At 70.2% G+C, this 22,015-nt stretch carries 18 protein-coding genes; 11 read left to right on the top strand and 7 right to left on the bottom strand.

Annotated elements, in window-relative coordinates; all coding sequences use genetic code 11:
• Positions 1-3: 3 nt before the first annotated feature.
• The 5 genes from ACFVRO_RS15905 (at position 4) to ACFVRO_RS15885 (ending at position 7,085) form a co-directional block, all read left to right on the top strand.
• Positions 4-1,011, top strand: a complete 1,008-nt coding sequence (locus tag ACFVRO_RS15905; RefSeq protein ID WP_105677168.1) for a carbohydrate ABC transporter permease — start codon at positions 4-6, stop codon at positions 1,009-1,011.
• Positions 1,008-1,898 carry a carbohydrate ABC transporter permease gene (locus tag ACFVRO_RS15900; protein ID WP_105677170.1) on the top strand — a complete coding sequence of 297 codons (891 nt, stop codon included), beginning with the start codon at positions 1,008-1,010 and terminating at the stop codon, positions 1,896-1,898. The genes ACFVRO_RS15905 and ACFVRO_RS15900 overlap by 4 nt, the downstream gene beginning before the upstream one ends.
• 29 nt (positions 1,899-1,927) lie before the next feature.
• Positions 1,928-4,288, top strand: coding sequence for a glycoside hydrolase family 3 N-terminal domain-containing protein (locus ACFVRO_RS15895; protein WP_386954017.1), 2,361 nt, complete (start codon positions 1,928-1,930; stop codon positions 4,286-4,288).
• Positions 4,285-5,835: a family 43 glycosylhydrolase gene (locus tag ACFVRO_RS15890; RefSeq protein WP_386954014.1), complete on the top strand. Its 1,551-nt coding sequence runs from the start codon at positions 4,285-4,287 to the stop codon at positions 5,833-5,835. Before ACFVRO_RS15895 ends, ACFVRO_RS15890 begins: the two co-directional genes overlap by 4 nt.
• Positions 5,836-5,918: 83 nt before the next feature.
• Positions 5,919-7,085: an ROK family protein gene (locus tag ACFVRO_RS15885; RefSeq protein ID WP_386954011.1), complete on the top strand. Its 1,167-nt coding sequence runs from the start codon at positions 5,919-5,921 to the stop codon at positions 7,083-7,085.
• 3 nt (positions 7,086-7,088) lie between these two features.
• Here ACFVRO_RS15885 and ACFVRO_RS15880 read toward each other — a convergent pair whose 3' ends face one another.
• The 6 genes from ACFVRO_RS15880 to ACFVRO_RS15855 form a co-directional block, all read right to left on the bottom strand.
• Positions 7,089-7,892 carry an HpcH/HpaI aldolase/citrate lyase family protein gene (locus tag ACFVRO_RS15880; protein WP_386954009.1) on the bottom strand — a complete coding sequence of 268 codons (804 nt, stop codon included), beginning with the start codon at positions 7,890-7,892 and terminating at the stop codon, positions 7,089-7,091.
• A complete protein-coding gene (locus tag ACFVRO_RS15875) occupies positions 7,877-8,662 on the bottom strand; it encodes a fumarylacetoacetate hydrolase family protein (protein ID WP_105677175.1) in 786 nt (261 codons plus the stop codon). Before ACFVRO_RS15875 ends, ACFVRO_RS15880 begins: the two co-directional genes overlap by 16 nt.
• Before the next feature lie 94 nt (positions 8,663-8,756).
• Positions 8,757-9,920, bottom strand: a complete 1,164-nt coding sequence (gene hpaD / locus ACFVRO_RS15870) for a 3,4-dihydroxyphenylacetate 2,3-dioxygenase (protein ID WP_223586876.1) — start codon at positions 9,918-9,920, stop codon at positions 8,757-8,759.
• Positions 9,921-10,043: 123 nt separating this feature from the next.
• The gene (hpaE, locus tag ACFVRO_RS15865; protein ID WP_105677418.1) at positions 10,044-11,543 is read right to left on the bottom strand and encodes a 5-carboxymethyl-2-hydroxymuconate semialdehyde dehydrogenase; all 1,500 of its coding nucleotides are present in this window, start codon (positions 11,541-11,543) and stop codon (positions 10,044-10,046) included.
• Entirely contained in the window at positions 11,540-12,226 is a 687-nt protein-coding gene (locus tag ACFVRO_RS15860; protein ID WP_105677417.1) for a GntR family transcriptional regulator, read from the bottom strand. Before ACFVRO_RS15860 ends, hpaE begins: the two co-directional genes overlap by 4 nt.
• Positions 12,223-13,797: a fumarylacetoacetate hydrolase family protein gene (locus tag ACFVRO_RS15855; RefSeq protein ID WP_386954006.1), complete on the bottom strand. Its 1,575-nt coding sequence runs from the start codon at positions 13,795-13,797 to the stop codon at positions 12,223-12,225. The genes ACFVRO_RS15860 and ACFVRO_RS15855 overlap by 4 nt, the downstream gene beginning before the upstream one ends.
• 85 nt (positions 13,798-13,882) lie before the next feature.
• Between ACFVRO_RS15855 and ACFVRO_RS15850 the strand changes: the two genes are divergently transcribed.
• A complete protein-coding gene (locus ACFVRO_RS15850) occupies positions 13,883-15,262 on the top strand; it encodes an MFS transporter (RefSeq protein ID WP_386954003.1) in 1,380 nt (459 codons plus the stop codon).
• A 231-nt stretch (positions 15,263-15,493) separates the two neighbouring features.
• Here ACFVRO_RS15850 and ACFVRO_RS15845 read toward each other — a convergent pair whose 3' ends face one another.
• Positions 15,494-16,195 carry an IclR family transcriptional regulator gene (locus ACFVRO_RS15845; RefSeq protein ID WP_386954000.1) on the bottom strand — a complete coding sequence of 234 codons (702 nt, stop codon included), beginning with the start codon at positions 16,193-16,195 and terminating at the stop codon, positions 15,494-15,496.
• A gap of 128 nt (positions 16,196-16,323) precedes the next feature.
• Between ACFVRO_RS15845 and ACFVRO_RS15840 the strand changes: the two genes are divergently transcribed.
• The 5 genes from ACFVRO_RS15840 (at position 16,324) to ACFVRO_RS15820 (ending at position 21,753) form a co-directional block, all read left to right on the top strand.
• Positions 16,324-18,189: an FAD-dependent monooxygenase gene (locus tag ACFVRO_RS15840; RefSeq protein ID WP_386953997.1), complete on the top strand. Its 1,866-nt coding sequence runs from the start codon at positions 16,324-16,326 to the stop codon at positions 18,187-18,189.
• Positions 18,190-18,283: 94 nt separating this feature from the next.
• Positions 18,284-19,207, top strand: a complete 924-nt coding sequence (locus ACFVRO_RS15835) for an ABC transporter ATP-binding protein (protein WP_105677411.1) — start codon at positions 18,284-18,286, stop codon at positions 19,205-19,207.
• Positions 19,208-19,210: 3 nt separating this feature from the next.
• Complete coding sequence (locus tag ACFVRO_RS15830) at positions 19,211-19,966, top strand: ABC transporter permease (protein ID WP_105677410.1); 756 nt, start codon at positions 19,211-19,213, stop codon at positions 19,964-19,966.
• Between the two features lie 9 nt (positions 19,967-19,975).
• Positions 19,976-21,142, top strand: coding sequence for a sensor histidine kinase (locus ACFVRO_RS15825; protein WP_386953994.1), 1,167 nt, complete (start codon positions 19,976-19,978; stop codon positions 21,140-21,142).
• Positions 21,139-21,753 (top strand): response regulator, encoded by a 615-nt coding sequence (locus tag ACFVRO_RS15820; RefSeq protein ID WP_386953991.1) that lies wholly within the window; start codon positions 21,139-21,141, stop codon positions 21,751-21,753. The genes ACFVRO_RS15825 and ACFVRO_RS15820 overlap by 4 nt, the downstream gene beginning before the upstream one ends.
• Positions 21,754-22,015: the final 262 nt, after the last annotated feature.

Here is a 22,015-nt window from a genome sequence, read left to right as displayed (position 1 = left end):
GCCATGACCATCACCCAGGCGCTCGCTCAGGCGCCTGAGGGGAGCTCCCGTGGGGCCGGCGCATCGTCGGCCCCACGGCGGCGGAAGCCGCGCCCTGACTGGCGCAAGCGCGGCGAGATCGCCCTCCTCTCGGGCCCTGCCCTCCTCGTGTTCGTCGGCTTCGTCATCTTCCCGGTGCTGATGGCGGCGTTCTACGGATTCTTCAAGTGGAACGGCTTCGGCTGGCCGACCGAGTTCGTCGGCCTCGACAACTACGTGCTCATGCTGCAGGACGAGACGTTCCGTGCGGCCGTGTCGCACAACTTCATCATCATCTTCCTGTCGCTGATCATGCAGGGGCCCGTCGCGATCCTCTTCGCGCTGCTGCTCAACCAGAAGATCCGCGGGCGCTCGGTCATCCGCGTCCTGATCTTCGCCCCGTACGTGATCGCGGAGGTCGTCGTCGGCACGGGCTGGAGCCTGATGCTGCAGGATGCCGGCGCCCTCAACTCCCTGCTGGAGAAGTGGGGCCTCGGCGCGCTCCAGCACTCGTGGATCGCCGACCCCGCGATCGCCATGTGGTCGCTGATGATCATCATCACGTGGAAGTACGTCGGGTTCGCCGTCATCCTCATGCTGGCGGGGATGCAGTCGATCCCCGAGGAGCTCTACGAAGCGGCCGCGATCGACGGAGCCGGATTCTGGAAGACGCAGTGGAGCATCACGCTTCCCCTGCTCGGGCCGACCATCCGCATCTGGGCGTTCCTGTCGATCATCGGCTCCCTCCAGCTGTTCGACCTCGTCAACATCATCTGGGGGCAGTACATCGCGGCGACCGCCGGCACCTCGACGATGGCGACCTACATGTACCAGAACGGCCATCTGGCGGGGAACTACGGCTTCGGCAACGCCGTGGCCGTGATGCTCTTCCTCATCTCCATGGTCGTGGCGCTCATCTACCAGCGCTTCGTGCTGCGGCGTGACACCGAGGGCGCACTCACCGGAGACAGCGGAAAGGCGCGCAGACGATGACCGACACCCTGAAGACCTCCGTCGCGATCCAGACGATCGGGCCCAGGGGCCGCCGCCGCGCCGCCCCCGAGGTGCGCTGGGGCAGCCCAGGCGTGTACCTCGTCGCCCTCGTGCTGATCACGGTCTGCGTGACGCCGATCCTCTACATCATCATCGGCGGCTTCCGCACGAACTCGCAGATCACCACGGATCCGTCGGGCTGGCCGGCCCCGTGGCAGTTCGCGAACTACACCGACGTGCTCGGCAGCTCCGAGTTCTGGACGGCGATGCTGAACTCGACCATCTCGGCCGTCGGCACCACCGCGGGAGCCGTGATCCTCGGGGTCATGGCGAGCTACGTCATCGCGCGCTACGACTTCGCGGGCAAGGGCGTCATGTACTCGCTGTTCGCCGCGGGGCTGATGTTCCCGGTGACCGTCGCGATCACGCCGCTCTACCTGCTGATCCGCAACCTGGGGCTGGTGAACAGCCTCGCGGGCATCATCCTTCCGCAGATCGCGTTCGCCCTGCCGACCACGATCATCATCCTCGTGCCGTTCCTCAAGGCGATCCCGAAGGAGCTGGAGGAGGCAGCGTCGATCGACGGCGCATCCCGTCTGGGGTTCTTCTGGCGCATGGTCATCCCGCTGAGCCTGCCGGGAGTCATCACGGTCGGGATCCTCGCCTTCATCGGCGCGTGGAACGGCTACATGCTCCCGCTGTTCATCCTGAGCGACCAGAGCCTGTTCACCCTTCCGCTCGGCGTGCAGAACTTCGCCTCGCAGTACTCGGTCGACACCGCCCGTGTGCTCGCCTACACCTCGCTGTCCATGCTTCCCGCCCTGATCTTCTTCAGCCTGTTCGAGCGCCGCATCGTCGGCGGTCTGACCGGCGCGGTCAAGGGCTGAGAGACCACGAACCACGAATGGAGGCGCACATGAGCGCTGACATCCCCGCATTCCCCCGCGCATCCGATCGGGTGCGGGATCTGCTCGCCAGGATGACGCTGGACGAGAAGCTCGCGCAGCTCGTCGGCTACTGGATCGACCAGGGCGGCGAGGTGGTGGCGCCCATGCAGAACGAGATGGGAGGCAAGGCCGCCCCCGGGGCGCTGGCCGAGATCACGCGTGACGGCATCGGCCACTACACGCGCGTCTACGGCACGCGCCCGGTCGATGCCGCCGAGCGCGCGGCGTGGCTCTGGGAGGAGCAGCGCCGCCTCCGTCGGGAGACCCGGCTGGGCATCCCCGCGCTCGTGCACGAGGAGTGTCTCACCGGGCTCGCCGCGTGGAAGGCGGCGACCTTCCCCACGCCGCTCGCCTGGGGCGCCTCGTGCGACCCGGAGCTGGTGGAGGAGATGGCGGCGTCGATCGGCGAGACCATGCGCGACCTCGGCATCCACCAGGGGCTGGCGCCGGTGCTCGACGTCATCCGCGACCCCCGGTGGGGGCGGGTGGACGAGTGCATCGCCGAGGATCCGTACGTGGTGGGGGTGACCGGAACCGCGTACGTGCGCGGGCTGCAGTCCGCCGGTGTGCACGCGACGCTCAAGCACTTCGTCGGATACTCGGGCTCGCGCGCGGGGCGCAACCACGCGCCGGTCTCCGCCGGACCCAGGGAGGTGGCCGACGTGTTCCTCCCGCCGTTCGAGATGGCGGTGATCGACGGCGGCGCGCGCTCGGTGATGAACTCCTATGCGGAGATCGACGGGGTGCCTCTGGGCAGCAGCGCCGAGCATCTCACGGGCCTGCTGCGCGAGGCGTGGGGCTTCGACGGCGTGGTCGTCGCGGACTACTTCGCCGTCGCCTTCCTGGAGATGATGCACGGCATCGCGCGCGACAGGGGAGAAGCGGCAGAGGCCGCCCTCACGGCCGGGGTCGACGTCGAGCTCCCGAGTGGAGACGCGTATCTGGCGCCGCTGCGGGAGCGCGTTCTGTCGGGGGCGCTCGATGAGGCCTTCGTCGACCGCGCGGTCCTGCGCGCGCTGAACCAGAAGGAGGAGCTCGGGCTGCTGGAGCCCGACGCCTTCGACGACGATCCGCCCGCGGCGGTCGACCTCGACTCGCCCCGCCATCGCGACATCGCACGACGGCTCGCGGAGGAGTCGGCGGTACTGCTCTCGAACGACGGCATCCTTCCCCTCGCCGATGCGGCGAGGCCCCTGGCGACGGTCGCCGTGATCGGCCCCAACTCCGCGCGCCCTGAAGCGCTGATGGGCTGCTATTCGTTCGCCAACCACGTGCTCGCGCATCATCCGGAGCATCCGATCGGCTTCTCCATCCCGAGCTTCCTCGAGGCGTTCTCGGAGGAGGCGGATGCTCTCGGCGTCGAGGTGATCGCCGCGCACGGCTGTGACGTCGAGGGCGACGACCGCTCGGGCTTCGCGGAGGCGGTCGACGTCGCGCGCGCGGCCGACGTGGCGATCGTCGTCGTCGGCGACCAGGCAGGGCTGTTCGGTCGGGGCACGGTCGGCGAGGGCAACGACTCCGAGAGCCTCGAGCTGCCCGGCGTGCAGCGCGAGCTCGTGGAGGCGCTGGTGCGCACGGGAACGCCGGTGGTCATGGTGGCCGTGACCGGTCGCCCGTACGCGATCGGCTGGGCTCTGGATGCCGTGTCTACACCGGCCGCCGTGCTGCAGGCGTTCTTCCCCGGAGAGGAGGGCGCCGCGGCGCTCGCCGGAGTCCTCTCCGGGAGGGTCGTGCCCTCGGGGCGCCTCCCGGTGTCGTTGCCGCGCTCGGCGGGAGCCCAGCCGTACTCGTACCTGCACCCTCGCCTGGGCGGCCCCTCGGAGGTGACGGCGACCGATTCGACTCCGGTGCGTCCGTTCGGGTTCGGCCTGTCGTACACGCGGTTCGAGGTCGATCGGCTCGATGTCGACGACGAGGTGGCCGCCGGAGGAGCGTTCCGGGTCGCGGTCACCGTGACGAACACGGGCGACCGGGCGGGCGCCGACGTCGTGCAGCTGTACGGACACGACGTGGTGGCATCGGTCACGAGACCCGTCGCCCAGCTCCTGGCGTTCCGCCGGGTGACGCTCGGCGCCGGGGAGTCGGTGCGGGTGACCTTCGAGGTCCCCACCCAGCGGCTCGCCTTCAGCGACCGGTCGATGACCCGTGTGGTCGAGCCGGGCGACGTCGAGGTCTGGGTGGGAGCGCACGCCGCGGCATCCGTCGAGGAGGGCACGGCGACGGTCCGTGCGACCCTGCGGATCACGGGGGCGCCGCACCCCGTCACGACGGCGGACGCACGGGTGGCGACATCGGGGGAGATGATCGTGGATCGCGCGGTGTCGCGATGACGGTGGTGAGCAACCCCATCCTGCCCGGGTGCCACCCCGATCCGACGATCTGCCGTGTCGGGGAGGACTACTACCTCGTCACCTCGACGTTCGAATACCTGCCCGGTCTCCCGGTGTTCCGCAGCCGCGACCTCGTCGACTGGGAGGTCGTCGGGCACGTCATCGATCGGCCGGGGATGCTGGATCTCGAGGGGATCCGCTCGTCGGGCGGCCTCTACGCTCCGACCCTCCGGCACCACGACGGCCGGTTCTGGCTGCTGTGCACGCTCGTGGACCAGGAGGACGACGCGAGGGGCGGCAACTTCGTCGTCACGGCGGAGGACCCGTCCGGCCCCTGGTCCGACCCGGTCTGGCTCGACGTCGACGGGATCGATCCGTCGGTGTTCTTCGACGACGACGGTCGCATCTGGGTGCACGGCACGCGACCGGCCCGTCAGCCCGAATGGCACGATCAGACCGAGGTCTGGCTGCGGGAGCTGGACCCGCACACGATGACCCTCGTGACCGAGGAGCATGTCCTGTGGCGCGGGGCGGTGCAGGGCGCGGTGTGGGCCGAGGGCCCGCACCTCTACCGGGTGGTCGGGGCCTACCACCTGCTCGCCGCGGAGGGCGGAACCGACTTCCACCATGCCATCAGCGTGGCGAGGGCGGATGCCGTAACCGGTCCGTACCGCGGCAGCAAGGGCAACCCCGTGCTCACTCACCGGCACCTCGGGCGCGGCGTCGACATCACGGCGGTCGGGCACGCGGACCTCGTCGAGGCGCCGGACGGCAGCTGGTGGGCGGTGCTGCTCGGCATGCGTCCGTACGGCGGCTACCACTGCAACCTCGGCAGGGAGACCTTCCTGGTGCCGGTGGTCTGGGAGGACGGATGGCCGGTCTTCGCACCGGGCATCGGTCGCGTGGAGCACGAGGTCGAGGTGCCGTTCGCGCAGCCGCGGGCGGCGGCGCCCGTCGGCGGAGTCATCGCGTCGAACGATCCGCGCTGGACCTCCGTGCGCGCCCTGCCCTCGGAGATCGCCGCGGCCGACGGCGAAGGGTGGGTGCTCCCGCTGCTCCCGGCGACCCTCGCCGATGCGACCCGCAGCGCCTTCCTCGGCGTGCGGCAGCAGCATCGAGACGTCGACGTCACGGCGACCATCGCCTGCGCTCTGCGCGAGGGCGAGGAAGCGGGACTCGTCGTGCGTCAGTCGGAGGACGACCACGTGCGGCTGTCCGCCATCGGCGTCACAGGGGAGGAGGGCACACGCGTGGTCGCTATCCACCGGAGCGCCGGAACGGAGCGCGTGATCGGGGAGGCGGTCGTCGCGGGAGCGCCCCACGAGGACCTCGTTCTCATGCTGCGGGCGCGCGGTCAGGACTACGAGATGCGGGCGGGGAGGCCGGGCGACGACCTCGCCGCCGTCGCCACGGCGGACGGACGCACGCTCGACTCGATCGCGACCGGCGGCTTCCTCGGACTCTGGATCGGGGTCCACGGCACGTCGAACGGTGCGGCGACCGACTCGACGATGCGCGTCGAGCGCGTCGAGTACGTCCCCCGGTGATCGCGCGGGTCGGGCCTGACCGGAGCACGCCCGTCGGGCGGATATCGTGGCAGGAGCAGCACGACGCGCGGAGGAGGCGGGGGATGACGGATCGGGCATCCGGAGTCGAGGGAGTGCGCCGGGCGAACCTCGGCGAGGTGCTTCGGCTCGTGCACCACGACGGCCCGCGATCCCGCGCGGTCATCACCGCCGACACGGGACTGAACAGGTCGACGGTCGCCGACCTCGTCGCCGAGCTGGTCTCTCACGGACTCGTCGTGGAGCAGGAGCCCGACTCCACCCGCCGAGTGGGGCGCCCCTCGCCGATCGTCGCGCCGAGCGAGCAGGTCGTCGCGATCGCGGTCAACCCCGAGGTCGACGCGATCGAGATCGGCGTCATCGCCCTCGGCGGCAGCGTTCGCGAGCGGGTACGGGTCGAATGCGTCGAGCCTCCCTCCGTCGAGGACGTCACCGCGGGGGTCGAGGGCTTCGTGCGACGGTGGCGGGAGTCGTCCGGGCCGGCGGCGAGGATCGTCGGCATCGGACTCGCCGTGCCGGGGCTGGTCAGGGCCGAGGACGGCATCGTGCGACTCGCCCCCCACCTGGAGTGGCGGGATGCTCCGATCGGCGATGCGCTCGCGACGGCGCTCGGACTCCCCGTCTTCGTCGGCAACGACGCCTCTCTCGGAGCGAGCGCCGAGCGCCTGTTCGGAGCCGCGCGCGCTCACGAGGACGTCGTGTACCTCAACGGGGGATCGAGCGGCATCGGCGGGGGGCTCATCCTGGACGGCCGGCTCATCGGCGGCGCCGGGGGTTACGCAGGGGAGTGGGGGCAGACGCGCCCCGGCATCCTGTCCGACGACGACCGCCGCACCGACGGCGGCGTCCTCGAAGACGAGGTCAACCGCTCGCGCCTGCTGCAGGCCGCCCAGCTCGGCCCCGTGGACGACACCGCCCTCGCGGCGGTGCTCTCGGCGACGAGCGATCCGCAGGTGATCTCCGAGATCGACCGGCAGCGCCGCGTGCTCACGGCCGCGCTCGCGAACGCGGTCAACGTGCTGAATCCGTCGATCGTGGTCCTGGGCGGCTTCCTCGCCATGCTGCGCGCCCGCGACGCTCTGAGCTTCGACGCCGAGGTGCGGGCGCGCTCACTGCAGGCGCCGGCGGAGCAGATGGAGGTGACGGCCGCAGGGCTCGGCGCCGATCGTCTGCTGATCGGCGCCGCCGAGGCCGCCTTCGCTCCGCTGCTGGCGGATCCGCTCCGATTCTGACGGTCAGTAGCTGGCGCGCCGCGTGTCGTCCGAGACGGGGATGAAACGGCTCGCGAGTCCCTCGGAGGCGCGGGCGAGCAGCGCGACATCGGCGCCGACCGCGACGAAGTCGGCGCCGGCGGCGATGTACCCGTCGGCGGCGGTCGGATCGAAGGCGTTCACGCCCACGGCGGTCCCGGCGGCCTTCACCGCGGCGAACACGCGTTCCACCGCGGCGACGACGTCGGGATGCGTCTGCTGACCGAGCAGGCCCATCGACGCCGACAGATCCGACGGACCGACGAAGACCGCGTCGACGCCGTCGACCGCGGCGATCTCCGCCGCGGCATCCACTCCGGCGGCCGTCTCGATCTGCACCGTCAGCGACGTGTGCGCCGCGGATTCCTGCAGGTAGCGGTCGACGCGGTTCCAGCGGGCGCTGCGGGCGAGGGCGCTGCCGACGCCGCGCACGCCCTCCGGCGGGTAGCGGGTCGCGGCGACGGCCGCGCGGGCCTCGTCGGCGGACGACACCATCGGAACGATGATGTTCTGCGCTCCGAGATCGAGGACCTGCTTGATCGCGACCGTGTCGTTGGAGGGCACGCGGACGACAGGGGCGATCGGGTAGGCCGCGGCGACCTGCAGTTGCAGGAGCACGCTCTCCAGCGAGTTCGCGGAGTGCTCCATGTCGATCAGCAGCCAGTCGAGGCCGGAGCCCGCAGCCACCTCGGTGACGATCGCGCTGCCGGAGCAGGCCCACATCCCGATCAGCGAGCGGTCGGATGCCGCGAGCTGCTCGTGGAAGGAGGCGTCTAGACGAATCGGCATGCGATCGTTCCCATCGGTCCGTAGTCGCACAGCACTTCATCGCCGCGCGTCACCCACATCGGGCGCGTGAACGATCCTGCCAGGATGATCTCCCCCGGCTCGAGACGCGCGCCGTGCTGGTGGAACTTGTTCGCCAACCAGGCGACGCCGGTGGCGGGGTGGTTCAGCACGCCGGCGGCGACGCCGGTCTCCTCGATCTCGCCGTTCTTGAAGAGGAGCCCCGGGACCCAGCGCAGATCGATCTCATCGGGGCGCTTGCGCACGTCGCCGAGGACCATCGCCCCGTACGCGGCGTTGTCGCTGATCGTGTCGACGATCGTGCGCCCCTCCAGCTCGATGTGCGAGTTCAGCACCTCGAGAGCGGGAACGGCGTAGTCGATCGCGGCGAGGGCGTCCTCCAGCGTGCAGTCCGGGCCTTCGAGCGGATGCTTCAGCACGAACGCGAGCTCGACCTCGATGCGCACGTTGGAGAAGTGCTCCGTGGGGATGTCGGCCCCGGACTCGTACACGGTGTCGTCGAACATCACTCCGTAGTCGGGCTCGGTGATGCCCGTCGCCTGCTGCATCGCCTTCGACGTCAGGCCGATCTTGCGACCGACCAGCCGGCGGCCGGCGGCGATCTGCGAGTCGCGCCACACGCCCTGGATCGCGTACGAGTCCTCGACCGTCGCGGCGGGATAGCGCGCGGTGATGCGCGGGATCACCCCGTGCGTGCGATCGGCCTCGGCGAGCTCAGCCGCGATCGTCGCGATGTCCTCTGCTGACAGCATCCGTTCCTTCTCTCTTCTTCTCACCGACACAGGCTGCGGCTGATGCGCCGCACGATGCGGCCGGAGAGAACATCCCGTAGGCCGCCACCTGCGACTAGAGCTGGTGCCCCAGCTTGTACTCGCCCTGCTTCCACTCCGGCATCGCGTCCTCGTCGTCCGGGCGGGTGTAGCTGAACCCGTCGGCGCCGATCGTCACGGCCATCTCGGAGCTGTCGGTGCGCGCGACCACCGGCTGCGGGTTGCCGTCGAGGTCGAGCACGAGGCTCGCATCCGTGTACCAGCTCGGCACGACCGGGTTGCCCCACCAGTCGCGGCGCTGGTTGTCGTGCACGTCCCACGTGATGACGGGGTTGTCGGGGTCGCCCGTGTAGTAGTCCTGCGTGTACACCTCGACGCGGTGCCCGTCGGGGTCGCGCAGGTACAGGTAGAACGCGTTGCTCACGCCGTGACGGCCGGGTCCGCGCTCGATCGCGTCCGAGCGGCGGAGGGCGCCGAGCTTGTCGCAGATCGCGAGGATGTTGTGCTTCTCGTGCGTCGCGAAGCACACGTGGTGCATGCGGGGCCCGTCGCCGCCGGTCATGGCGGTGTCGTGCACGGTCGGCTTGCGGCGCATCCACGCGGCGTAGACGGTGCCCTCCTCGTCCTGGATGTCCTCCGTGACGCGGAAGCCGAGGTCCTGCATGAACTTCACCGCGCGCGGCACATCGGGGGTGACCTGGTTGAAGTGGTCGAGGCGCACGAGCTCGCCGGGGATGTGCAGGTCGTAGCGCCACGACATCCGCTCGACGTGCTCGGTCTGGAAGAAGAACTCGTACGGGAAGCCGAGAGGGTCGACCACGCGGACGGAGTCGCCGATGCCCTTGACGAAGCCGTCGGGGTTGCGGCGGACGTCGCAGCCGAGCTCCGTGTAGAACTCGACGGCGCGGTCGAGGTCCTCGGCCGAGCGGACCCGGTACGAGAAGGCGGCGACCGCGGCGATCGGGCCCTTGCGCAGCACGAGGTTGTGGTGGATGAACTCCTCGGTGGAGCGGAGGTAGATCGCCTCGTCGTCCTCGCTCGTCACGTAGAGGCCGAGGATGTCGACGTAGAACTGGCGGGATGCCGCGAGGTCGGTGACCACGAGCTCCATGTAAGCGCAGCGCAGCACGTCCGGGGGCGTGCTCGTCGGCGTGGGGGTGGGGTCGGCGGGATGGATCGGCGCCTCCTGGCTCACGTAGAAGCCAGACGAGGTCAGCGTCATGTCGTCGCGGTTGGTCATGTCAGCGTCCTTGCTTTCGTGTCGTGCGTTCGTTTCGTCTCGCTTCGCTCGCTCAACGACCGGATCTCAGGACCGGTCGTTGAGCGAGGAGCGCAGCGACGAGACGAAACGGGAGAGGTGAGGTCAGTTCTTGCCGAAGGTGGGGTTGTGGGACTTCTCCGCGAGCGTGATGTGCACGCTCTGCTGGTCGGTGTAGAAGTCGATCGAGCGGTAGCCGCCCTCGTGGCCGAGGCCGGACGCCTTCACTCCGCCGAACGGGGTGCGGAGGTCGCGCACGTTGTTCGAGTTGAGCCACACCATCCCGGCCTCGACGGACTGCGCGAAGTTGTGCGCGCGCTTGAGGTCGTTGGTCCAGATGTAGGCGGCGAGGCCGTACTTCGTGTTGTTCGCGAGCGACAGCGCCTCCTCGTCGGAGTCGAACGGCGTGATCGCGACCACGGGGCCGAAGATCTCCTCCTGGAAGATGCGCGCGTCGGGGGAGACGTCGGCGAACACGGTCGGGGCGACGAAGTTGCCCTCGTCGAAGCCCTCGGGGCGGCCGCCGCCGGCGACCAGGCGTCCCTCGGTCTTGCCGATCTCGACGTAGCTCATGACCTTCTCGTAGTGCTCGGGGTGCACGAGCGCGCCGACCTCGGTCGTGGGGTCGTGCGGGTAGCCGACCTTGACCCGCTGCGCCTGCGCCGCGTAGCGCTCGACGAACTCCTCGTAGATGGAGCGTTCGACGAGGATGCGGGAACCGGCGGTGCAGCGCTCGCCGTTGAGGGAGAAGACGCCGAAGATCGTGGCGTCGACCGCGGCCTCCAGGTCGGCGTCGGCGAACACCACGGCGGGCGACTTGCCGCCGAGCTCCATCGACAGGCCCTTGAGGAAGGGAGCGGCGTTGCCGAAGATCAGCTGTCCGGTCGAGCTCTCGCCCGTGAACGAGATGAGCGGCACGTCGGGGTGCTTCACGAGGGCGTCGCCTGCATCCTCGCCGAGACCGTTGACGAGGTTGAAGACGCCCTTCGGCAACCCCGCCTCCTCGAAGATGCCCGCCCAGAGGGATGCCGACAGCGGCGTGAACTCGGCGGGCTTGAGCACCACCGTGTTGCCGGTCGCGAGCGCGGGTCCGAGCTTCCACGACTCGAGCATGAACGGCGTGTTCCACGGCGTGATGAGGCCCGCGACGCCGATCGGCTTGCGGTTGACGTAGTTCATCTGCTTGCCGGGCACCTTGAAGGCGTCGTCCGACTGCGCGACGATCAGGTCGGCGAAGAAGCGGAAGTTCTCGGCGGCGCGACGCGCCTGGCCGAGGGCCTGGGTGATCGGCAGACCCGAGTCGTAGGACTCCAGCTCCGCGAGGCGCGCGTCGCGCGACTCGACGATGTCGGCGATGCGGTGCAGCACGCGCGAGCGCTCCCGCGGCAGCATCCGGGGCCAGGGGCCCTCGTCGAAGGCGCGCTTCGCGGCGGCGACGGCGAGCTCGATGTCGGCCTTCTTGCCCGCGGCGGCGGTGGTGTAGGTCTGGTTGGTCACCGGGTCGAGCACGTCGAAGGTGTCGCCGTCGATCGAGTCGACGAAGGCGCCGTCGATGTAGTGCTGGATGTGGTCCGGCAGGTCGGCGGGGATGCGGGAATCGGTCATGAGCCTTCTCCAGGGGTGTGGGTGGAACGGGTGTGCAGCGCATCGAGGAACGCGTCCCTCGTGCGCCAACGGTGGTTGCGGGCGGCGAGCTCGATCTCGAGGGGCTCTGCGCCCTCGCGGATCAGCTCGAGGATCTGCGTGTGCTCGTCGACGGAGTGCTGGGCGCGGCCGGGCACGTACGCGAACGTGGAATCGCGGATGCCGGAGAGCCGGGCCCATCCGCGGTGGACGAGGTCGAGCAGATGCGGGTTGGGGCACGGCTCGAACAGCACGGAGTGGAACTGGCGGTTCAGCTCGGTGAAGGCGTGGGCGTCGAAGTGGTCGAGCAGTCGGTGCATCCGCTCGTTCACCTCCGCGGCCTCCGCGAGCGCCTGCTCGTCGAGGAGCGGGGCGGAGAGCGCCGTCGCGGCGCCCTCGACGAGTCCGAGCGTCTGCATGGTGTGCGCGTACTCGCTCTCGTCGACGAGCGTGACGCGCGCGCCGACGTTGCGCTCGAACGTCACGAGCCCCTCGGCCTCGAGGCGGCGGATCGCCTCGCGCACGGGTACGACGCTCATGTCGAGCTCGTCGGCGATCGAGCCGAGCACGAGACGGTACCCGGGCCCGAAGGCGTGCGCCGAGATGCGCGAGCGGATCCAGTCGTAGGCGCGCTCCGACTTGCTGGAGTTCTCGACGGTGGTCATGCGCGGCTCGTCGCAGCCTCGTACTTCGCGCGCCACTCGGCGTTCAGCGGGAACAGCCCGTCGACGGGGTGCCCTGCGGCGACCTGCTCGGCGATCCAGGCGTCCTCGATCTCCTGAGCGAGAGCGTCGTCGACGACCTCCTCGACGAGCGACGGGGGGATGACGATCACGCCGTCGCCGTCGCCGACGATGATGTCGCCGGGCTGCACGGTCGCGCCTCCGCAGGAGATCGTGACGTCGACGTCCCACGGCACGTGCTTGCGTCCGAGGACGGACGGGTGGGCGCCCTGCGAGAACACGGGAAGGCCGATCTCGGCGACGGCGTCGAAGTCGCGCACCCCGCCGTCGGTGACGACCCCTGCGGCTCCGCGGGCGCGGGCGCGGAGGGCGAGGATGTCGCCGAGAGTGCCCGTCGTGGCGTCGCTGCGGGCCTCGATCACGATGATCTCGCCCTCGTTCACGGCATCGAACGCGCGCTTCTGCGCGTTGTAGCCACCGCCGTGGGTCTTGAAGAGGTCTTCGCGGAACGGCACGAAGCGCAGCGTCTTCGCCGTGCCGACGATCTTCGTGCCGGCGATGTTCGCTGCGACGCCGTCGACGAAGCAGGAGTGGTGGCCGCGCTTGCGCAGCTGCGCCGAGAGTCCGGCGGTCGGCGCCTCGAGGAGCTTGGCGCGCAGCTCGGGGGAGAGCCCGGCACCGGATGCCGAGGAGCCGGAAGGTGCGGCATCCGAGGGGATCAACGCGGCGTTCTGCGACTCCTCGGCGACCGGGGGCAGGCCGGCTGCCTCACGTGAGCCCCAGGCCTCGGTGCGCTGCAGGTCGTCGACCGCGGGGAGTGAGCCGATCTCGGCGTCGAACGGGACGTCGCCCTGCGTCACGGTGGTCACGAGCGCACCGGAGGAGGGGGCGCCGTGCGCGGTCGGGGCGTCCACCTCGACCTCGACGACGTCGCCGGGGACGATCACGCTGGATCCGGCCGGCGTGCCGGTGAGGATGACGTCGCCGGGCTCGAGCGTGAAGTGCTGCGAGAGGTCGGCGACGAGCTGCGCGAGCGGGAAGATGAGGCCGGCCGTCGTGTCGTCCTGCCGGAGCTCGCCGTTGACCCAGGCGCGCACGCGGAGGGCTGCGGGGTCGACGGCGGAGGCGTCGATGTACTCGGGGCCGAGCGGGGTGTACCCGTCTCCGCCCTTGGAGCGGACGTTCGAGCCCTTGTCGTTCGCGCGCAGGTCGTAGAGGCCGAGATCGTTCGAGGCCGTGACCCATCCCACGTGCGACCAGGCGTCTGCGAGGGAGACGCGGCGCGCCGCCGTGCCGATCACGAGGGCGATCTCGCCCTCGAAGGCGAGCAGCTCGGTGCCGGCCGGCCGCTCGACGGTGCCGCCGGATGCGGCGACGGAGCTGGTCGGCTTGAAGAAGTAGGAGGGGAAGGCGGGGCGCCTGCCGCGCTGATCGGCGCGAGAGGCATAGCTCAGGTGGATCGCGATGATCTTGCCGGGGCGGGGGATGGATGCCGTCACGGATGCGCCTCCTCGCGCTTTCGACGACGCCTTGTGCGTCGTATCTGAAATCATATATCATCGGTTCACCCCTCGGCAAGCACTCGTTTCCCCCTCGGATGTGCGCCGTGACAGTGCAGTCACCAGCAAAGGAGGCCCCATGAGCGGGCAATCACAGGGCGGGTTCACGCCCACCGGAACCATCGCCTCGCAGGCCGATCGACGGCGCGTCATCTTCGCGACGGTCGTCGGCACCACCGTCGAGTGGTACGACTTCTTCATCTACGCCACGGCCGTCGGTCTCGTGTTCGGCCACTTGTTCTTCGAGCCGCTCGGTGCGAACAGCGCGCTGATCGGCTTCGCCACCGTGGGCGTCAGCTTCCTCTTCCGTCCGCTCGGCGCCTTCCTCGCCGGGCACTTCGGCGACAAGCTCGGCCGCAAGGCCGTCCTCATGTGGACGCTGATCCTCATGGGCGCGGCGACCGCCCTCATCGGCGTGCTGCCCACCTACCAGTCCATCGGCCTCGCGGCTCCGATCCTCCTCGTGTTCCTGCGCATCATCCAGGGCATCTCCGCCGGCGGCGAATGGGGCGGCGCCGTGCTGATGGCCGTCGAGCACGCGCCGCGGCAGAAGCGCGGCATCTTCGGCGCCTCGCCGCAGATCGGCGTCCCGCTCGGGCTGCTCCTCGCCTCGGGCGTGATGGCGCTCATGACCGCGATCGCCCCCGGAGACCAGTTCGCCGCGTGGGGCTGGCGCATCCCGTTCCTGCTCAGCGTCGTGCTGATCCTCGTCGGCTACTACGTGCGCCGCAAGGTCGAGGAGAGCCCGGTGTTCACCGAACTCGCCGAGCGCAAGGAGAAGGCGAAGATGCCGATCGTGCAGCTGTTCCGCAAGCACCTGCTGCTCGTGATCATCGCCGCGCTGGTGTTCGCCGGCAACAACGCCGTCGGCTACATGACGACCGGCGGCTACATCCAGGGCTACGCGACGAACCCGGAGGGTCCGATCGGCCTCGAGCGCGGGCCGGTGCTGTGGGCCGTCGCCGGTTCCGCCGTGACCTGGCTGCTCACCACGCTGCTGGCCGGCTGGGTCTCCGACCGCATCGGACGCCGCAGCACCTACATCATCGGCTGGGTGCTGCAGCTCGCGGGTGTCTTCACGCTGTTCCCGCTCGTCAACACGGGGCAGATCGGCCTGCTCTTCGCCGGTCTCGCGATCCTGACGATCGGCCTCGGGTTCACCTACGGCCCCCAGGCCGCGCTGTACACGGAGCTGTTCCCGGCGAGCATCCGCTTCTCCGGCGTCTCGATCTCCTACGCGATCGGCGCGATCGCCGGCGGGGCCTTCGCCCCCACCATCGCGACGGCGATCGTGCAGGCCACGGGCTCGACGCAGGCCGTCACCTGGTACCTCGCCGGCATGACCGTTCTGGGGCTCGTGGCGACGCTGCTGCTGCGCGACCGCTCCGGCATCCCCCTCGGGCCGGATCACGAGGCCGAGCAGTCCGTCAGCCCGATCCACGGTCTCGCGAAGGCCTGATCGCCGGTCGCTGAGCGAGGAGCGCAGCGACGAGTCGACACGCTTCAGCCGTCGATCGGCGTCGGTTGGGGCGTTTCTTCTCTTCGACTCGCTGCGCTCGCTCAGTGCACCGCTCGCTGCGCTCGCTCAACGACCGGTGGGGTGGGGGTCGTCGCGCTGGCTCGACGACCGGCGAAGGTCCCGGTCGTCGAGCGAGGAAGCGCAGCGACGAGACGAAACGCGTGAGCCGCGTCAGCCCTCGAGCGCCTCGCGGATCGCGGATGCCGAGCGCTCCAGGCGCTCGGCGATCGCCGCATCCTCGACCGACGTCACCACGTGCACGACCGCGATCGCCGCAGGGCGCTGGCCCCGGAGCGCGAGGGGCACCGCCACGGACTGCACGGTCGGGATCACTTCGTCGTGGCTCGTCGTGTAGCCGTGCGCGCGGGAGGCATCGACCTCCGCGCGCAGCGCCGCCGCGGCATCCGCCGGCCATTCGGCGGGGGAGAGCTGCATCAGGATCGCCTTGCCCGGCGCTCCGACGGTGACGGGGTGCCGTGCACCCGGTCGCTGCGCCACGCTGGCGACCGCGTGACGGGGCTCGATGCTCGCGAGCGTGATGCAGTCCTCGCCGTCGAGTACCGCGAGGAAAGCCGTCATCCCCAGTTCGTTCGCGATGTCGGTGAGCTCGGGGAGGGCCTCGGCCTGCAGGTCCTGTGCGACTCCGGCCGCGAGGGCCGCCATGCGCGCGCCCAGCGAGACGGCTCCTGCGGCGTCGCGCCCGACGAGCCGGTGGTCTTCGAGGGTGCGCAGCAGTCGGTAGGCGATGGAGCGGTGCACGCCGATGGCGGCGGCGATCTCGTCGATCGACAGCGGGCCGCGGGCGTCGGCGAGCACCTCGAGGATGCGGATGCCACGGCTGAGGGTCTGCGACGCCGGTGCGGTGTCGGCCATGGTGCTCCCTTGCGGTCGGAGAGGGGCGCGTCTAAGCTGTGTTCAATAGTAGAACAGTGTGTTCGAATATAGAACACTCTGGTTCGCGCCGCAAGACCCGACAGAGAAGTCCGGAAGGATCGACGACGATGCAGTTCCACCACCACGGTTACGTCTCCGGTGACCCGCGCGTGCTCCCGGCGGGAGTCGCCGACCGACCCGCAGACCTGCCGGACGAGATCGACGTGCTCATCGTCGGCTCCGGCCCCGCCGGAATGCTCCTGTCGGCGCAGATGTCGCAGTACCCGGGCATCGTCACCCGCATCATCGAGAAGCGCGACGGACGCCTCGTGCTCGGCCAGGCCGACGGCATCCAGCCGCGCAGCGTCGAGACCTTCCAGGCGTTCGGGTTCGCCGAGCGGATCATCGCCGAGGCCTACAACATCGGCTGGATGAACTTCTGGGGTCCGAACCCCGAGAAGCGCGACGAGATCGTCCGCACGGCGCGCACGGCCGACTACGCCTACGACATCTGCGAGTTCCCGCACCTGATCGTGAACCAGGCGCGCGTGCTCGACTACTTCGCCGAGGCCGCCGCAGACGGCCCGGGGCGGATCGTGCCGGACTACGGCGTCGAGTTCACGGGCCTCACCGTCCACGACGACGGCGAGCTCCCCGTCGAGGTGCGCATCCGCTACGTCGCAGGCCCCCGCGAGGGGGAGGAGCGCACGGTCCGCGCGAAGTACGTCGTCGGCTGCGACGGCGCCCGCAGCGGCGTGCGCGGAGCGATCGGACGCACTCACGTCGGCGCGATGGCCGCCCACGCCTGGGGTGTCATGGACGTGCTCGTGAACACCGACTTCCCCGACTGGCGCACCAAATGCGCCATCAACTCCGAGGCGGGGAACATCCTGCACATCCCGCGAGAGGGCGGGTACCTCAGCCGCATGTACATCGACCTCGGCGAGGTCGCCGACGACGACGACCATCGCGTGCGTCAGACCCCGGTCGAGGAGATCATCCGCAAGGCCAACGCGATCCTGCATCCGTACTCCATCGACGTGAAGCAGGTCGCCTGGCACAGCGTGTACGAGGTCGGCCATCGGGTCACCGACGGCTTCGACGACGTCGACCCCGGCGTGGAGCGCACGCCGCGGGTCTTCCTCACCGGAGACGCCTGCCACACGCACAGCGCGAAGGCAGGGCAGGGCATGAACGTGTCGATGCAGGACGGCTTCAACCTCGGCTGGAAGCTCGGCGCCGTGCTCACCGGACGTAGCCCGGAGGCGCTGCTGTCGACATACGGATCCGAGCGCCGCCCCGTGGCGCAGCAGCTGATCGACTTCGACCGCGAATGGTCCTCGCTCATGGCCCGCAAGCCCGAGGAGATCTCCGACCCGAACGAGCTCGCCACCTTCTACCTCGGAACGGCCGAGTTCCCCTCCGGCTTCATGACGCAGTACACCGCGTCCATGATCACGGGCTCCGACGCGCACCAGTCGCTCGCCGCCGGGTTCCCGCTGGGCAAGCGGTTCAAGTCCGCCGAGGTCGTCCGGGTCGGCGACGGCAACGCCATCCACCTCGGCCACCATGCCAAGGCGGACGGACGCTGGCGCGTCTACGCGTTCGGCGACCGCGACGGGACCGCGCTGGAGTCGTGGGCCGCGCAGGCCACGCCCGTGCTCGCCCGGTTCACCCCGTCGGATGCCGACGTCGACGCCGTCTTCGACGCGAAGGCCGTCTACCAGCAGTCGTACGAGGACGTCGAGGTGACGTCGGCTCCCGAGCTGTTCCAGCCGAAGACCGGCCCGCTCGGGCTCACGGACTGGGAGAAGGTGTACGCCGCCGGCCCCTCGCATTGGACGGATGCCGACATCTTCGAGGCACGTGAGCTCTCGCGAGACGGCGTCGTCGTCGTGGTCCGCCCGGACCAGTACGTCGCCGCGATCCTGCCGCTGGATGCCGTGGCCGAACTGGAGTCGTTCCTGGAGGGCGCGTTCCTGCCTGCGTCCTGAACCGGCCCCAGGGGCGTCCGGCATGACACGTGTCACGTCGAACGCGTGACAGCGGACGACGGCGCAGCAGGCTGCGCGTCGCGATGCTGGAGGCATGAACACATCAGGTGCCGCATCCGCGGTGATCGAGCTGACCGACGTCCGCCGCCACTTCGGCGTCGGCGACCGGCGCGTGCAGGCCGTCGACGGAGTGAGCCTGCGCATCGAACGGGGCGAGGTCACAGCCCTTCTCGGGCCGAACGGGGCGGGCAAGACGACGACCCTCGACATGCTGCTGGGGCTCACCGAACCGAGCTCCGGCACGGTGTCGGTGCTCGGCGGGCATCCGGATGCCGCGGCGAAGTCCGGGGCGATCGCGGCCGTGCTGCAGACCGGCGGGCTGCTCGGCGACCTCACGGTGCTCGAGACGGTGGAGCTCATCGCCTCGCTCCACGGGCGCCAGGCGCTCGATCGGGTGCCCGAGGTGATGCGCCGCGCCGATCTGGTCGCGCTCGCGAAGCGCAAGGTCTCGAAGTGCTCCGGCGGTGAGCAGCAGCGCGTCAAGTTCGCCCTCGCGATGGTGCCCGATCCCGACATCCTCGTGCTGGACGAGCCCACCGCTGGCATGGACGTCACGGCCCGGCGTCACTTCTGGGACGTCATGCGCGCCGACGCCGACGCCGGCCGCACGATCATCTTCGCGACGCACTACCTCGAAGAGGCCGAGCAGTTCGCCCGTCGCACCGTCGTCATGCACCGGGGGACGATCGTCGCAGACGCCCCCACCGCGCGGCTCAGGGCGAGCCTGGGCGAGCGCACCGTGTCGGCGACGCTGCCGGCCGGGTCGTCGATGTCGATCGTCGAGCGGCTCGCCGCGATCGCGGGCGTGGTCGGCATCCGCGTCGACGCCGATCGCCTCAGCCTCAAGGCCGCCGACTCCGACGCGGCCGCGCGCACCCTGCTCGACGCCGGGGCCCGGGATCTGGAGATCGCCGCGCCCACCCTCGAAACCGCCTTCACCGCCCTCACGGAGGACTGACCGATGCTTCTCTCACCCACCATGCTGCGCATCGAGGCCGTCCGCCAGCTGCGCAACCCCTACACGCTCGCCTTCACCCTGGCCATGCCGATCGCGATGTACCTGCTCTTCGGCGCGAGCATGAGCTACGGCACGCTCTCCGCAGGGCACGGCAACGTCTCGTTCTACGTCATGACGTCGATGGCCGCGTACGGCACCGCCGTCGCCATGAGCTCGCTGACCTCCCTCGCCGCCACGGAGTCGAAGCAGGGATGGGGCCGCCAGCTGGCGATGTCGCCGCTGACGACCACCGGCTACGCGCTCACCAAGGTGCTCACGGCCTTCTCCTACGCGGCGCTGTCGGTGCTCGGGGTGTTCGTGGCGGGGATGCTCACCGGGGCCGAGGCCGACGGCGCGTGGCGGTGGCTCGCGACCGTCGGGATCGTCCTCGGACTCGGATTGATCTACGGGCTCTGGGGTCTCGGCGTCGGCCTGTTCTTCAACGGCGACTCCGCGACCGCGCTGGCATCGATCTCGATGACGTTCTTCGCCTTCTTCGGCAACGTGTTCATGCCCCTCGACGGGGTCATGCTCGACATCGCCCGGTTCACCCCGCTCTACGGCTTCGTGGCCCTGAGCAGGTGGCCGCTGACCGAAGGACGGCTCACCACGGGGCAGACCGATGAGCTCTGGATGCTGCTCCTCAACGTCGCGGTGTGGGTCGTGCTCTTCGCGGCGCTGGTGATGGCGGGAGCCAAGCGCTCCCGCGCACGTCAGTAGGTTGGTTCCATGACCGATCAGCGAGACGACGCGGCGGCGCTCGCCGCAGCAGGTGCTCCGCCCGCGGCATGGGCGGCATCCGGCTCAGGGGCGGGGTCCGCGCATCCGGCGGATCCCTGGGCGCGATTCGGCTGGCTGATGGCCGTCGTCTGGCTCATCTTCCTGATCTACCCCGTCCTCTCGCTGCTCCGCTCCGAGGCGCCGATCGCCTGGGTGGTGGTCGGCTGGGCCGCCCTGGTCGCCTTCATCGTGCTGTACGTCGTCGGCTTCATGTACGGCATGCGCGGCGGGGGCGGCCTGGGGCGCCCGGTCGCTCCGCGGCAGTGGGTCACCTTCGGGCTCCTGATCGTCTGCGCCCTGGTGTCGATCCCCGCGGAGGGCGGATCGGCGCTCAGCTTCCTCCCGTTCATCATGTCCTTCGCCTCGTACGGGCTCACCCGCGTCTGGCACTGGATCACGTTCGCGGCGTCCGTCACGATCACCGCCCTGTGCGTGTTCCTCCTGCCCGGCGGGCTGGACTTCCTCACGGTGCTCGCGATCATCGTGCTGCTGGGGGTCGTGAACACCGTGTCTACCTGGCTGATCCTGCGCTCGAACGAGGCGGAGAGGCTGGGGCTCGAGCTCGCCACGAGCGAGGGGCGGGAAGCGGTCGCCCGCGACGTGCACGACCTGATCGGGCACTCGCTCACCGTCGTCGGGCTGAAGGCCCAGCTGGTCAGGCGTCTGATCGACACCGACCCCGAGCGGGCGAAGGCCGAGCTCGCCGACATCGAGGCGCTCACCGCGGAGGCGATCGCCGGGGTGCGTGCCACGGTCTCCGGAGCGCGCGCGACGACGCTGACCGAGCAGCTGGCATCCAGCCGCGACGCGCTGCGGTCGGCCGACGTCGTGCTCGCCGTCGACGGGACGCCGAACTCGCTCTCCGCCGCGCAGGCGCTGACCGCGGCATGGATACTCCGGGAGGCGACGACGAACACGCTGCGGCATGCCGACGCCACCCGTGTCGACGTGCAGATCGCGCCGGGGCGGCTACGGATCGTCGACGACGGCGCCGGCCCTGGAGCGCGCGAGGGCAACGGCGTCCGCGGCATGCGGGAGCGGGCGGCAGCGGCCGGGGCCTCGTTCGCGTTCGGCCCGGGGGAGTCGGGCGGCACGAGCGTGGAGGTGACCTGGTGACCGACAGCATCCGACTGCTGATCGCCGACGATCAGGCGCTCGTACGAGGAGCGCTCGGCGCCCTGCTCGACCTGGAGCCCGATCTGGAGGTCGTCGGGCTCGCCGCCGACGGAGCGACCGCGGTCCGCCTGGCGGCCGAGACCGCGCCGGACGTGTGCCTCATGGACATCCAGATGCCGGGCATGGACGGCATCGAGACCACCCGGCTGCTGCGCGCGGCGCACACCGGCACCCGCGTGCTCATCGTCACGACCTTCGCCAGGCCCGGGTACCTGCGCTCGGCTCTGGACGCGGGTGCCAGCGGCTTCATCGTCAAGGACAGCCCGGCGGAGAAGCTGGCGGATGCTGTGCGCCGCGTGCACGCGGGCATGCGCGTGCTCGACCCGGCCCTCGCCGAGGAGAGCCTGTTCGACGGGGCGAACCCGCTCAGCGAGCGGGAGCGGCAGGTGCTGCGTCTCGCCGCAGACGGCAGATCGGCCGCCGCGATCGCCGCGGAGGTCTTCCTCTCGGCGGGGACCGTGCGCAACCACCTCTCCGCGGCGATCGGCAAGACCGGGGCGGCGAACAGAGCGCAGGCCGTGCGGATCGCTCTCGACAAGGGATGGCTCTGAGCCCGCATCGGGTGGGTCGTTCGTGTCGGGTGGGGCAGGGGCGGGTCCGGCCCGCGTCGGACGGCTGAGATCCGGAGGATCGACCGAGACCCGGATGGATGCAGGTCAGTTGTGCGGATCTCGGGGCGTCGTCCGGTTCTCGGGGCAGGGAGCCGGCCGGGGCTGAAGTTTTTGCCCGATCGGTCGACGTCCGGTGGGTCGTTCGCCTTGGCGGCTGAAGTCCGGAGGATCGACCGATATCCGGATGCTGTCGGCTGGTGTG

This window comes from Microbacterium sp. NPDC057944 (assembly GCF_042887445.1).
Classification (GTDB): domain Bacteria; phylum Actinomycetota; class Actinomycetes; order Actinomycetales; family Microbacteriaceae; genus Microbacterium; species Microbacterium natoriense.
The sequence above is the reverse complement of the archived record's forward strand: the minus strand, read 5'-3'. Positions and strand labels throughout refer to the sequence as shown.